Source organism: Bacillus sp. FSL R5-0560 (assembly GCF_037966305.1).
Taxonomy (GTDB): domain Bacteria; phylum Bacillota; class Bacilli; order Bacillales; family Bacillaceae; genus Bacillus; species Bacillus mojavensis.
On the sequence record NZ_CP150195.1, the window covers coordinates 3,572,322 to 3,586,472 of the forward strand.

Sequence of the window (14,151 nt, forward strand, 5' to 3'; positions counted from 1 at the left end):
GGCGGTGTGTTCTTTATGGCTCAAACGAAATCAAAAGCAATGCTGATCTTGTATATTGTTTGTTTCAGCGCATTTTTTGCTTCTTTAAGCCAAAATATTTATTCACCAATCATTCCGATTATTAAAGAATCATTCCATGTCTCTGTAACCCTCGTGAACCTGTCAGTTTCAGTTTTTATGATTGTGACAGCCATTATGCAAATTATTTTGGGCGCCATCATCGATTTTAAAGGCGCGCGTTATGTCTTGCTTACCGGAATACTGGCAACAGCGGCAGCCAGTATCGGATGTGCCGTCACCACTGATTTTACCTTGTTTCTTATTTTTAGAATCGTACAGGCAGCCGGTTCCGCAGCACTCCCTCTCATTGCAGCCACCACAATCGGCCAGCTATTTACGGGCAGTGATCGCGGAAATGCCATGGGTACGTATCAAATGCTTCTTTCGGCCGCACCGGCTATTGCTCCGGTCCTCGGGGGATTGGTCGGCGGTGCTTTTGGACACGAAGGGATCTTTTGGATGCTGACGGTGATCTCTGTTCTTTTATTAGCAACAAACAGCATTTTCTTCCCTAAGGATCATAGTGAATCAAAGCGAGATGGAAAATCAGACAGTTTGCTTGCGCATTATAAATCCATTTTCACAAACAGAGCTGGAAATGTCATTCTGACCTTAAGCTTTTTTCTCTTTTTCATTTATTTCGCGGTTATTGTCTATCTCCCCATATTGCTGACGGAACATTATCATATGGATGTGCGGATAGCGGGACTGTTATATTTGCCTCTGGCGTTAAGCACAATCGCTGGTACTTTTCTGTTTAAAAACATACAGGCAAAAGTTCCTCTCAGCACACTCTTTGTCTACAGCAATGCAATGGCAGCGGGCAGCATCATTTTATTTGCTTTTACCCATTCCGTCTCGATCATTCTCATGGCTCTCACATTGGCGCTATTCGGTGTCTCAATGGGGGTTATTCCTCCCCTGTATTCCACGATGATCACCAATGAGTTTGAAGAAAACAGGGGAAGCGCAATCGGAATCTTTAACTTTATCAGATATACAGGCATGGCGGCCGGTCCGATGATATCAGCTTATCTGTTAACATGGATGCCGTCTGCCATGTCATTTGGCCTTTTGGGTATCGCGTTTGCTGTATTAAGCTTTTGCCTTCTGCCGTACATGCATCGGCCAAAACATGACATCAAACAAGAAAAACATCCTATGTAAAAAAGCTGCCATTTGGATGGCAGCTTTTATTTCTTACGAAGCGGTTCTAAAATGCCTTTTTGAATCAGCAAATGGAACACCGACAGCACAACAGATGCCAGGATGGCTGATCCGAAGCCGTCAATTTGAAAACTGTCACCCATAATAGACGCTGTCATCATCAAGGTGATGGCGTTAATCACAAACAAAAAGAGACCCAGCGTCACAACTGTGACAGGCAGTGTAAAGATAATCAAGAGCGGTTTAATCAGCACGTTTAAAATTGATAAAATGAGGCTGGCAATAATCGCTGCCCCGATGCTGCTGATATGGATGGAATCAATGTAACCGTCAATGACGATTAATAATAATGCATTTACTAAAATGCTGACTGCCCATTTGACCATGTTACTTCATATCCCTTTCTGATGGAACAATAAAAATCCAAATGATATATATGAGCAGAACAGGAATGACGCTTGTCATAACGGCCAAAATGACGGTTATCACTCTGAGGAGTGACGCATCCCAGTTGAAATACTCCGCCAGGCCGCCGATGACACCTGCCATTTTCCTGTTATTTTCTGAACGATATAATCTATTCATTCGATCACCTCTGTGTATACTTTAATTTGATGGCGCCAGTTAATGATTCGGAGAAAACGGCGATGTTTTGATCATGTGCTTGATTAGAAGTGAACATCATTTCTTTTTGAATGGTATCATTTTTTTCTTTCAGCATGTCAACATCTATTAATTCGTGGGACAGCGAGCCAAGATTGCTTTTCAGCTCAGCCTTCACCGCAAGATCATCCGGAATCGCCAGCTCCACATTTCCAGTCGTCGTTTTTGTGTAAATCGAGCGGCAGTCTGATTCTGTGACAGTAATCGCAATATTTCCATTAAAGCTTTGAACATCAATGGATTCGCTTTTTCCGCGCAGGTCAATCAGCCCGTTAATGGTTTCCGCTTCTATTGTGCCACAATTGTGATTGGCTAGCTTAATTTGGCCGTTTGCCGTTTCTGCTGAAGCTTTTTCAGCCGTCAAATTCGAGAACGACAGCACGCCATTTGTCGTTTTCGCCGAGAACTCTTTTACATGTAAATGTTCCCCTCTGATCGGTCCGTTAAACAGCTTCACCCGAATCTTATCATACTCCTTCTGAGGAATATACAATGTGACATTGGTTTTCATTGTTTTCTTTTCCGTACGGATAAAAAACTTATTTCCTTTAATTTCACATTCAATATGCTGAAGAAAAGCGTCTCTCGCTGCTTCCTGGGTGTCAACGCGATATACCTTTGCCTGGCATTCCGCTCTGATATCCTCGTCTTCCCACGGAACAATATTTACGCTGCCGTTTGCGATCTGAAGCTCTACACTGGAAAAATCATTATCCTTAAATTGAAAAATATGCTGGACGTCAAACGAGTGACCGAAGTTCAAATCAAGATCAACTTCTTTGACCTTTTTCACAGCAGAATCAATCCAATCGAACAGCTTCGCCCCTAAAGACGGCTTGCTGCCCTCTTTTTTGGCCGCTGTAAATGGCTCATCCTCTTCATGAACGTTAACTGACAGAGCCGTGACTTTTTCTTCTTTTTCCTTATAGTCGCTGTCGAGCTTTTCAATCAGCGTTAATGCTTCCTGTGCCGTCAGCTTCCCTTCCTCCACAAGCTTGAGGATTCTTTCCTTTTCCTGCTTCATTCGATCTCCTCCCTATGATCTACTTATGCTGCACGCAGCACCTTAATGCCCTGAATGACGTTCCAAATGATAATACCGAGTACAACTAAGAAATAGACGATGACTCCGCCAATCATCACAAAGACAGGCAAAACGCTTTCCCCATCAATGGCAATGGCCCCGCCAAGAAAAGCGATAAATAAGATCAGCCAGCCGACAAAGGGAACAATGTGGGAAATAAGAGAACGCACCGCGTGACGTTTCGTCTCTTTCTCATCAACAACAAAGTAAGCGACAATCGGCACAATGACCGGCGCAATAAATACACTGAAATAACAAAGTGATGCAATTATGGCTTGATTACGGTTCAATTTATCCAACTCCTATCGTTAACATTCGTGACTATGAATCAGGACGTTTTACTTAGATAGATATACGTATAGAACCTCCAAAGGTTTCAAAATCATCCTTTAGACATGCTTCCATTTACGGAATTGGATTTTGAAAAGTTTTAGAAGTAGAATCTTTCAGCCGTACCCATTACAATATGTAAAAAGCTTACGGCAATTAAGGAGGCTGGACAAGCAATGGAGAAAGATCCCAGTGACTATACAGTAACACAAGAATCCGTTTTAAAACTGATTCATGAACAAAAAAGGATGAATCGTGAAATGTTAGCCGAGCTTGAACAGATTCACGGACCTTTTCCCATCTCTCATGATATTCAATATATTAAAGTTCTTCTGGACAGCAGCAGCACTCATATTGTTCAAGATTTAATGAATGTGAGCCGGAGGCTGCATAAGAAGACGTTTTAATAAATACTGCAAAGAACAGCGAAAACCCTCTGAAAAGAGGGTTTTAAGATGTTGCTGTTTCTTTCGCTTCCAAGAGTGATTTCATACGTTTTTTGTCTCGCTCCATAACAGGCTTCAAATAACGCCCTGTATATGACTCTTCCACTTCAGTGATTTCCTCCGGCGTTCCTGACGCGACAATGGTGCCGCCTCCGGCTCCGCCTTCAGGCCCCAGATCAACAATATAATCAGACGTCTTGATGATATCAAGATTATGCTCAATGACAAGCACTGTATCCCCATTATCAACCAAACGCTGAAGCACGACAAGAAGTCTGGCGATATCGTCGACATGCAAACCTGTTGTCGGTTCATCTAAAATGTACAGCGTGCGGCCGGTAGAGCGTTTATGCAGTTCAGATGCAAGTTTCACCCGCTGCGCTTCACCGCCTGACAAGGTAGTCGCCGGCTGGCCGAGCGTAATATAACCAAGACCAACATCGTAAAGGGTTTGGAGCTTGCGCTTAATTTTCGGGATATTTTCAAAGAAAGAAAGAGCATCTTCGACCGTCATATCAAGCACATCAGAAATGCTTTTTCCTTTGTATGTCACTTCAAGTGTTTCCCGGTTGTAGCGTTTGCCGTGGCACACTTCACATGGCACGTATACGTCAGGAAGGAAGTGCATTTCAATTTTTATAATCCCGTCTCCGCGGCAGGCTTCGCATCGTCCGCCCTTTACATTAAAACTGAAACGGCCTTTCTTATAGCCGCGGACTTTCGCTTCATTTGTCTGTGCGAATACATCGCGAATATCATCAAAAACACCGGTGTATGTCGCAGGATTTGACCGCGGCGTTCTCCCAATCGGCGCCTGATCGATATCAATGACTTTGTCTAAATGTTCGAGGCCTTTGATTTCTTTATGGCTGCCGGGCTTCGCTTTTGCTTTATGAAGCTTTTGCGCCAGTGCCTTGTGAAGAATTTCATTGACGAGGGTGCTTTTCCCTGATCCTGATACACCCGTAACCGCTGTAAACGTTCCTAGCGGAAACTTGGCATTTGCCTTTTTCAGATTGTTTTCTGAAGCGCCTTTAATCTCAATATAGCGGCCGTCCGGTTTTCTTCTCTCGGGAGGCAGCGGGATAAACTTTTTCCCTGATAAATAGCTGCCTGTTAACGAATTTTGATCTGCCATGACCTCTTCCGGAGTACCCGCAGAAATAACTTGTCCTCCGTGGATGCCGGCACCCGGGCCGATATCAATTAAATAATCGGCCGCCATCATCGTATCCTCATCATGTTCTACGACGATCAGCGTGTTCCCCAGGTCCCTCATATTTTTCAGCGCGCTGATTAAACGGTCGTTATCACGCTGGTGCAGACCAATTGACGGTTCATCTAAAATATAAAGCACACCGGATAACCGCGAACCGATTTGAGTTGCCAGCCTGATGCGCTGCGCCTCTCCCCCGGACAATGTTCCCGCTGCCCGGCTCAGTGTCAGATAATCAAGGCCGACTTTATCCAGAAAGCTTAACCGCTCCACAATTTCCCGGAAAATCAGATCGGCAATCTTCATATCCTTCTCAGATAGCGTAAGGCCTTTGAAGAAATCAAGGGCATTTCCGACAGACAGCTCGGTAATTTTTCCAATGTGATGTCCGTCGACCAGTACGGCAAGCGCCTCTTTCTTTAACCGATAACCTTTACAAGTCGGACAAGCCTTTTGGGACATATATTGCTCCATCTGCTCACGGATGAAATCCGAGCCTGTCTCCTTGTAGCGTCTTTCAATGTTGCGCAATACGCCTTCAAATTGGATCTCACCTTCGCGTAATTGGCCGAAATCATTTTCGTAACGGAAATAAATCAGGTCATCTCCGCTTCCATAAAGCACTTTATCCAGCTGATGCTTCGGAAGGTCCTTTACGGGCACATCCATATCAATGCCGTAATGGGTGCAGACCGCTTCAAGAAGCTGAGGATAATATTGTGAGCTGATCGGCGTCCAAGGGGCAATTGCATTCTCCTTCAATGACAAATTTTGATTGGGGATGACAAGATCTGCATCAACTTCGAGCTTCATGCCGAGACCGTCACACGTTGGACACGCTCCGAACGGGCTGTTGAATGAAAAAAGCCGCGGCTCAAGTTCACCGATTGAAAATCCGCAATGCGGACAGGCATGATGCTCACTGAACATCAGCTCCTCCTCACCGATCACATCAATCATGACACGCCCTTCACCTAATCGAAGCGCTGTCTCCAATGAATCCGACAGACGGGCTGCTACGCCATCTTTGATCACAATCCGGTCAATGACAACCTCGATAGAATGCTTCTTATTCTTTTCTAACTCGATCTCATCAGAAAGCTCGGCCATCTCGCCGTCAATTCTGACTCTGACATAGCCTTGTTTTCTGATCTGCTCAAGCACTTTTACATGAGCGCCTTTTCTGCCGGACACAATTGGCGCCAGCACCTGAAGCTTCGTCCGCTCCGGATATTCCAAAATCCTGTCCACCATCTGCTCAATGGTCTGTGACGTGATTTCGATCCCGTGCTCCGGGCAATGGGGCTTTCCTACTCTCGCATACAAAAGACGCAGATAATCATAAATTTCTGTTACCGTACCGACAGTAGATCTCGGGTTTCGACTCGTTGTTTTTTGATCAATGCTGATGGCAGGAGAAAGCCCTTCAATCGCATCCACATCAGGCTTATCCATTTGCCCTAAAAACTGGCGGGCATAGGCGGATAACGACTCAACATATCGTCTCTGCCCTTCTGCATATATGGTGTCAAAGGCAAGGGAGGATTTCCCTGACCCAGACAGTCCCGTGACGACGACAAGCTGATCTCTCGGGATAGTCACATCAATATTTTTCAGGTTGTGCGCCCTTGCTCCCTTCACCTCAATCCGGTCCATAGCCATTCTTTCATCATCCTTCCGCTTTTAACTCTAAAAGTAAATCGCGAAGCTCCGCGGCTCTCTCAAAATCAAGCGCCTTGGCGGCTTCCTTCATTTCATGCTCCATTTGTTCGACGACTTTCTGACGCTCTTTCTTCGTCATTTTCGACAGCTTCGGCGCAGCTTTTGTTTTATACTCCGCTTTGTCCTCAGCAGCCACTGTCGCACGAATCACGTCACGAATTTCTTTATTAATCGTTTGCGGCGTAATGCCGTGCTCTTCGTTAAACCGCTCCTGCTGCTCGCGCCGGCGTTTCGTTTCATTAATCGCAATTTCCATAGACTTCGTCATTTTATCGGCGTACATGATGACACGGCCTTCCGCGTTTCTCGCCGCACGTCCGATCGTCTGAATAAGCGAACGCTCCGAACGCAGGAAGCCTTCCTTATCCGCATCCAAAATCGCAACCAAGGATACTTCCGGAATATCAAGCCCCTCTCTCAGGAGGTTGATGCCAATGAGCACATCATGCTTGCCGAGACGCAAATCACGGATAATTTCGATCCGTTCAAGCGTCTTAATTTCTGAATGCAGATAATTAACCTTGATGCCGATTTCTTTTAAATAATCGGTTAGGTCCTCTGACATCTTCTTCGTCAAAGTCGTCACAAGCACCCGTTCATTCCGTTCAACTCTCGCGTGAATTTCACCGATTAAATCATCAATCTGGCCTTCAATCGGCCGCACGTCAATAAGCGGGTCAAGAAGCCCTGTCGGTCGGATGATCTGCTCTATCATTTCATCTGTATGTTCAATTTCATATGGCCCTGGTGTGGCTGACACATAGACGATATTGTGCATATGCTTTTCAAATTCTTCAAACCGGAGCGGGCGGTTATCGAGCGCTGACGGAAGACGGAATCCGTGATCCACCAGCACCTGCTTTCTCGCCTGGTCTCCGTTAAACATGCCGCGCACCTGAGGAATCGTCACGTGCGACTCATCCACCACAATCATAAAATCGTCAGGAAAATAATCGAGAAGCGTATACGGCGTTGAACCCGGCGGGCGAAGCGTCAAATGTCTTGAATAGTTCTCAATGCCGGAACAGAATCCCATCTCCCGCATCATTTCAAGATCATATCTCGTCCGCTGCTCTAAGCGCTGCGCTTCCAGAAGCTTGCCGTTTTCATGCATGACCTTCAGCTGCTCCTCAAGCTCCTTCTCGATATTTTGAATCGCTTTTTCCATTTTTTCGGCCCGTGTCACGAAGTGGGATGCCGGGAAAATCGCGATATGTTCACGGTCGCCTAAAATTTCTCCGGTCAGGGCGTCCACTTCCCTAATTCGTTCAATTTCATCTCCGAAAAACTCGACTCTTACACAGTGTTCATCACGGGATGCAGGGAAAATTTCCACTACATCTCCGCGTACACGAAATGTACCGCGCTGAAAATCAATGTCGTTGCGGGCATATTGAATGTCAACAAGCTTTCTAAGCAGCTCGTTGCGCTCAATTTCCATTTCAGGACGCAATGACACAACCATTTCACGGTATTCTTCAGGCGAACCGAGACCGTAAATACAAGACACACTCGCAATGATAATCACATCTCTGCGTTCAAACAGAGATGATGTAGCGGAGTGTCTAAGTTTATCAATTTCATCATTAATGCTTGCATCTTTCTCTATAAATGTATCCGTTTGAGGCACATACGCCTCCGGCTGATAATAATCATAGTAGCTGACAAAATACTCGACAGCGTTGTTCGGAAAAAATTCCTTAAACTCGCTGTAAAGCTGTCCAGCAAGGGTTTTGTTATGGGCAATGACGAGTGTCGGCTTATTGACCTCTTTAATCAAATTGGACACCGTAAATGTTTTGCCCGTTCCTGTTGCACCCAGCAGAGTCTGATGCTTCTTGCCCTCCTGAATGCCTTTGACAAGCTTTTCAATGGCTTTCGGCTGATCTCCCTGGGGCTGGTATTTTGAGACTAACTCAAAGCGATCTTTCACAAATAAGCCTCCGTTTCTTTAACGAAATCTTCCTATAGATATAGTAACACAATGGAAAGCAAAATCACCAAAAATACGAACTAAAGTTCGATGGTTATTTATTTCCAGCTAATTTCATGTATAAAAAACCTGCTTTTAAAACGTAAAAGCAGGAATTCATCTTCTTATTCATTATGTCCGGTTTATTCTTCTTTTTTCTCAGCAGCTTTTTTGGCCATATAAAGTCCGCCGGCCACAAGAGAGACAACATCTAATCCCACAATAAGATACGTTTCTGTATAGCCTTTCAAATAAGAGGCAAACAGCAATGCAGCTGTAAGAGCGATCGCCACATAATGGTTAAAGGTCACTCTCGTAAAAAGAACGACAAGCATAAAAGGGAAAAATAATGCAAAAACGGCTTTTGTAATCACAAAAACCCTCCTCAAGGATTCTTCATCTGATTTGATTATAGTAAAAAATGAAGAATCGGACAATCGTGCAATGGTTCCCTCTTTCTACACCATACCCTTTTTCAGCTCAATTCAATCATGGTTTCTGCCGCAAAACTCTTCTCTTAAACAAGAATGATGATTTTACGTATTCGGTTCAAAAATGAACAAATCATCTTCAGGCAAAAGGGACGGTATCAAATATAAAGAGAAATTGATTTTAGTGCTGCTGAATGAGAGCTGAATCCGTACTGATTGTCAAATCAACAGAAGGGCAGGTATTAAGTCTCATTCAATGAAGGAAGCTTGACCAACAGTGATCTGAAAGCTCAATGAAACGAATTTTGAGTATGAAAAAATAGGCATACAGACCCGTTTCGATATTAGGTTTTATGATCATCTAACCAACTTAAATATTCATTTTATTTAGGGCTTTTTGCGTTTGACAGCATTTTCCTTTAAACCTACAATTGATTGATAGTGTTCACTATCATTTTGAACATTGGCTCCCAAAAAGAAAAATAGAGAGAAAAAAATGAAAAGGAAAGAGGGGTTTTAAACATGTACTCTGTGTTATTTCGCCAAGCGGAAGAATCCAGTCAGCTGGCTGGAGCAAAAGGCATGAATCTCATTAAACTGACCAAACATGGACTTCCTGTTCCGGATGGGTTTATTATTCAAACGAACGCTCTCGCCCGATTTATGGAGGATAATCAGCTTCATGATTCAAGCGAAAATATCGAAAATGCCATTATTGCCGGAACATTTTCAGATGAAATAAAGAACGAGCTGACGAGCTCCTTTTACGAGCTGAGAGAATCATATCATTCCGTGGCCGTCCGCTCTTCATCAGCCTCAGAAGATTTAGAGGGCGCTTCATTCGCCGGCCAATACGAAACCTATTTAAATATAAAAACAGAAGAAGAATTTCTGAACAAGGTGAAAGAATGCTGGGCCTCCTTTTTCTCAGGCAGAGTCAGCCGCTATAAGAAAAAAATGAACAATCAAATCGCAGAGCCGTTAATGGGTGTTGTGGTGCAGGGCCTGATCAATTCAGACATATCGGGTGTGATTTTCAGCCAAAATCCCGTTACCCATGATGATAGAGAGTTATTAATCAGCGCCAGCTACGGCCTAGGGGAAGCTGTTGTATCAGGAAGCGTCACCCCTGACACGTATATCGTTCATAAAGGTTCATTTGAGATTCAGAAAGAAATGGGTTTAAAAGAGATCTACATGGAGTCCGCTGCAGAAGGCATTGCCGAAAAGGAAACGAGCGAAGACATGCGCAGCCGTTTTTGCCTCACAGATGAACAGGTGATTGAGCTGACTGAACTCACCAAAAAAACCGAAGCCCTTTACGGATATCCTGTCGATTTAGAATTCGGAATCGCCGATCATAAACTATACCTTCTGCAGGCGCGGCCAATTACCACCATTGAACAGGATAAAAAAGCGGCTGAGAAAGAACGGAACTTCATGATCACCGACAAGGATATGGATGATTTTTGGCTCAATATGGAGTCCAACATCGAAGGCCCGGTCAGTCCGTTATTTTCATCTTTTATTGTGCCCGCACTTGAATACGGCTTAAAGAAAAGTATGCGGCAGTTCCCAATCGGTGTCATCGTCGATGAAGTAAAAGTGTATCGCGGACATATTTATTCAAAAAATCAAGGCGGACAACAACTGCCTCCTGAGGACAGTGCCGAAGAGCTTTTTCCGGTATTGTCCGAGCGCATGTACGATATCATTCATAACACGTACCTTCCGTTTTACCGGACATTGGACCAACTCGCACAAACGGAACACACTCCGGAAAGTGCGCTGGATGCCTTTAAAAAACTGAAGTCCTTTTATCTCACGGCTTATGAGGAACACTTCAATATCGTTTTCCCGCAAATTCTTCTGACGAACAAACTGCAAGCTATGTATCAAAACATTCAGGGTGAAGCTGAAAACTCACATTTCTATGAGATGCTGACAGGAGTCATGAACAAATCTCTGGAAACAGACCGCCGCCTATGGCAATTCTCCGTTGAAGTTCGAGAAAATCCGAATTTGACAGCCCTTTTTGAGCATGCCCAGCCAGAACATTTGCAGGAGAGATTGGAACAAACTGATGAGGGAAGACAATTCCTGCAAAAAGTCAATGAATTTTTACAGGAATACGGGTGGAGATCTGTAAAAAGCCACGACCTGATCGAACAAACATGGGCAGAGAATCCATTTTACGCATTGACTCATATTCAAAACTACGTCCGCAATGGCTATCATTTTGACAACGAATTTAAGAAAAGCATTAAAAAACGTGAGAAGTTATACAATGAATTCTTCCAAAGCATTGAGGACCCCGCTTTGCAGAAAGAATTTGAACGTTATTATCAATGGACGCTGAATTCGTCCAATATTAAGGATGATCATCATTTTTACATTGACGCTATGCTGGATGCCAAGGCGAGAGTCTTTTTGCTGAAGGTAGGAGAATTGCTGGCAGAAAGCGGTGTGATTCAAGATCGAGAAGACCTTTGGTTCTTATATGATGACGAGGTGGAAAATGCGCTTCTTCATCCCGTATCCCTTCAAGAGAAGGCTGAAAAACGGAGACAAATGCTTCACGAGTATGAGCTGGCACAGGCGCCTGCTTATCTCGGTACACCGACAGAAGCGCAGCTGAAAGCGGCTGAAGAAATTGTCGGTGCAGTCATAGAAGATGAAAAAAACACAGAGAATGATATTTTCGGAGTTGCAGCATCAAGCGGTATTGCAACAGGGCCGGTGAAAGTGATTCGGGATGCCAGTGAGTTTTCTCAATTCACGCCTGGAGACATCCTGGTTTGCAAAATGACGACACCGCTATGGACCAGCCTGTTTCAAGATGCCAAAGCCATTATTACAGACACAGGAGGAATCTTGTCTCACGCAGCGATTATCGCACGGGAATACGGCATTCCCGCTGTTCTCGGCACACGTGCAGCGACAGAAAGGCTTCGAGATGGAGACATTGTCACTGTAGACGGAAACAGCGGCAAAATCACAGTTGTCAGCCGATCCTGATGCGCCCTCCCTCTTTATTATACAAGCGGGGCAGGTGTATACTTGTCCTGCCAGTATATTCGTGAGGTGAAACGTATTGAGACCGACAAATCGCAGAATCCTTGATGCTGCCATGCAGCTGCTCGTCAAAAAAGGATATCATGCAACGACGACAAAAGAAATTGCAGAAAAAGCAAACGTAAGTGAAGCGACGATTTTCAGGAATTTTAAAAACAAACAGGGGCTTGTCGAGGCTCTGCTTTCTCAGCATTCAGCAAATAGAAATCACATCTTTGAGCAAACAGAAGGTGATTTATACAAAGACCTGCTCCATATCGGAACCTGTCTGCTGGAGGAGCTTGAACAAAGAAAAGATTTAATTAAAATCAGCTTTCGTGAACCCGGCATGTTTCAGGATGTCATCAACCATGTGACTGAATATCCCCAATCTATGAAACAGCTTTTGGTTGATTATCTCACAAGCATGGGTGAGAAAGGGGCTATCCAGACAGGAGATGAAGCTGAACATGCCGATGTATTTATTTCGATGATTTTCGGTTACTTTGTACACCGTCTTCATTTAGGCAACAGAGTAATTAGAACGCCCCAGGAAAAAATGCTGGAGCATAGTACAGCTATATTCGTCAAAGGAATTACTGCCCGTTAGCTCCTTGGCAAAACAAAAGGAGGATCCCAATGAGCTCAAAAAAAGAATGGGCGCTGATCGTCTCACTTTTATTGGGGGCCATCCTGGTTCCCATTAACTCAACGATGATCGCAGTTGCGCTTTCATCTATATCACATACGTATAACGAATCCATCGCAAGCATCACTTGGGTGGTTACTGTTTATTTAATCGTCATGGCCGTCACACAGCCGATAGCTGGAAAACTCGGTGACATGTATGGCAACAAAACCATGTATTTATGGGGCGTCGGCCTATTTCTGATAGCCTCATTAGGCTGCGCTCTATCGCCGAGCCTGTTTTTATTAATTGTATTTCGGGCTTTGCAGGCTGTTGGCGGGGCACTGCTCACGCCAAACAGCATTGCCATTATCCGGCACGTTGTATCAGAGAAACGCCTTCCGAAAGTGTTTGGCTATTTCGGACTCGGCGCAGGGCTCGGCGCCGCTCTCGGGCCGTTTATCGGCTCTCTTTTGATTGACAGCTTCAGCTGGCATTCGATTTTTTGGGTCAACATCCCGTTTCTCGCTATTGCTTTATTTACAGCATTGACCATGTTTCCTCAATATAAAGAAAACAAATCAGAGGCGCCGCTGGATATCATCGGTTCTCTCTTGCTAGCAGGCAGCATCGTTTCAATTATCCTGCTGACGAAAAATGAGTCTTCATGGGGCTATGCATTATACAGCATATTGATACTGCTTTTTGTCCCGCTTTTTTTCAGACGGGAAAAACGCACACAGCACCCAATCATTGATTTTGCGCTGTTTAAAAGCTCAACCTTTACAAATGCCAATCTATCCGTCTTGTTAAGCAACCTAATGATGTATGCCGTCTTATTGATTATGCCCTTATTCATGACAAACCAGTTTGGGCTTAATACGTCTAACAGCGGCATGGCGCTTTCCGTCTTTTCGATATTTATGTCGGCGAGCAATTGGGCAGGCGCTCAGCTCCATCAGAAATGGGGTGCGAAAAAAATCATATTTCTCTCATTTGCGATGATGGCCGGAGCCAATTTGTTATTTTTGCTCTTGAGCAGCTCCCATTCCGTTTCCTTCCTGATGATCTCACTTATTCTCGGAGGGCTTGCATCCGGAGTCGGACTGACCAGCATGCAGGTATCATCCCTTGCCACAGTGGAGCCCGCGATGTCCGGAGTGGCTTCCGGCATTTTCTCGACCTTCCGTTACTTCGGAAGCATTATTTCGTCAGCCTTAATTGGCCTGATTTCTGGTTATCACACATTATTTATTATTCTTTTCGCGGTATCCGTCATTGGTGTTTTTGTCTCGTTAGGCATCAAATCTGACGAAACGGCACGCATGGAGCAAAATTCAGCGTAAAACAAAACAGCCCGGCGCCACACAAAATGTGA

The 14,151-nt window shown here is 44.5% G+C and carries 12 protein-coding genes; 5 read left to right on the top strand and 7 right to left on the bottom strand.

Features of this window, described 5'->3' with window-relative positions; genetic code table 11:
- Window positions 1-15: 15 nt before the first annotated feature.
- Window positions 16-1,227: an MFS transporter gene (locus NST56_RS18745; protein ID WP_339178408.1), complete on the top strand. Its 1,212-nt coding sequence runs from the start codon at window positions 16-18 to the stop codon at window positions 1,225-1,227.
- Between the two features lie 26 nt (window positions 1,228-1,253).
- On the opposite strand, the gene NST56_RS18750 is transcribed toward NST56_RS18745, so the two are convergent.
- Genes NST56_RS18750 through NST56_RS18765 form a run of 4 tightly spaced genes read right to left on the bottom strand, consistent with a single transcriptional unit; the run spans window position 1,254 to window position 3,264 of the window.
- Window positions 1,254-1,613, bottom strand: coding sequence for a phage holin family protein (locus NST56_RS18750; RefSeq protein ID WP_010332033.1), 360 nt, complete (start codon window positions 1,611-1,613; stop codon window positions 1,254-1,256).
- 1 nt (window position 1,614) lies between these two features.
- On the bottom strand, window positions 1,615-1,812 hold the full coding sequence (locus NST56_RS18755) for a PspC domain-containing protein (RefSeq protein WP_010332034.1): 198 nt from the start codon (window positions 1,810-1,812) through the stop codon (window positions 1,615-1,617).
- 4 nt (window positions 1,813-1,816) lie between these two features.
- Window positions 1,817-2,914 (bottom strand): DUF4097 domain-containing protein, encoded by a 1,098-nt coding sequence (locus NST56_RS18760; RefSeq protein ID WP_339178412.1) that lies wholly within the window; start codon window positions 2,912-2,914, stop codon window positions 1,817-1,819.
- A 23-nt stretch (window positions 2,915-2,937) separates the two neighbouring features.
- Window positions 2,938-3,264, bottom strand: a complete 327-nt coding sequence (locus NST56_RS18765; RefSeq protein ID WP_095712926.1) for a hypothetical protein — start codon at window positions 3,262-3,264, stop codon at window positions 2,938-2,940.
- Window positions 3,265-3,480: 216 nt separating this feature from the next.
- Here NST56_RS18765 and NST56_RS18770 point away from each other — a divergent pair, with 216 nt between their 5' ends.
- The gene (locus NST56_RS18770) at window positions 3,481-3,711 is read left to right on the top strand and encodes a hypothetical protein (protein WP_010332037.1); all 231 of its coding nucleotides are present in this window, start codon (window positions 3,481-3,483) and stop codon (window positions 3,709-3,711) included.
- Between the two features lie 43 nt (window positions 3,712-3,754).
- Here NST56_RS18770 and uvrA read toward each other — a convergent pair whose 3' ends face one another.
- The 3 genes from uvrA to NST56_RS18785 form a co-directional block, all read right to left on the bottom strand.
- Window positions 3,755-6,628 (bottom strand): excinuclease ABC subunit UvrA, encoded by a 2,874-nt coding sequence (gene uvrA / locus NST56_RS18775; RefSeq protein ID WP_286059647.1) that lies wholly within the window; start codon window positions 6,626-6,628, stop codon window positions 3,755-3,757.
- A gap of 7 nt (window positions 6,629-6,635) precedes the next feature.
- Window positions 6,636-8,621, bottom strand: a complete 1,986-nt coding sequence (gene uvrB / locus NST56_RS18780; protein WP_010332039.1) for an excinuclease ABC subunit UvrB — start codon at window positions 8,619-8,621, stop codon at window positions 6,636-6,638.
- 182 nt (window positions 8,622-8,803) lie between these two features.
- A complete protein-coding gene (locus NST56_RS18785; protein ID WP_010332040.1) occupies window positions 8,804-9,034 on the bottom strand; it encodes a DUF2198 family protein in 231 nt (76 codons plus the stop codon).
- A gap of 579 nt (window positions 9,035-9,613) precedes the next feature.
- On the opposite strand from NST56_RS18785, the gene NST56_RS18790 reads away from it, so the two are divergent.
- From NST56_RS18790 to NST56_RS18800, 3 genes are all read left to right on the top strand, one after another.
- On the top strand, window positions 9,614-12,109 hold the full coding sequence (locus tag NST56_RS18790) for a PEP/pyruvate-binding domain-containing protein (RefSeq protein WP_339178420.1): 2,496 nt from the start codon (window positions 9,614-9,616) through the stop codon (window positions 12,107-12,109).
- A 76-nt stretch (window positions 12,110-12,185) separates the two neighbouring features.
- On the top strand, window positions 12,186-12,755 hold the full coding sequence (locus NST56_RS18795) for a TetR/AcrR family transcriptional regulator (protein WP_339178423.1): 570 nt from the start codon (window positions 12,186-12,188) through the stop codon (window positions 12,753-12,755).
- Window positions 12,756-12,784: 29 nt separating this feature from the next.
- Complete coding sequence (locus tag NST56_RS18800; protein WP_268447069.1) at window positions 12,785-14,119, top strand: MFS transporter; 1,335 nt, start codon at window positions 12,785-12,787, stop codon at window positions 14,117-14,119.
- Window positions 14,120-14,151: the final 32 nt, after the last annotated feature.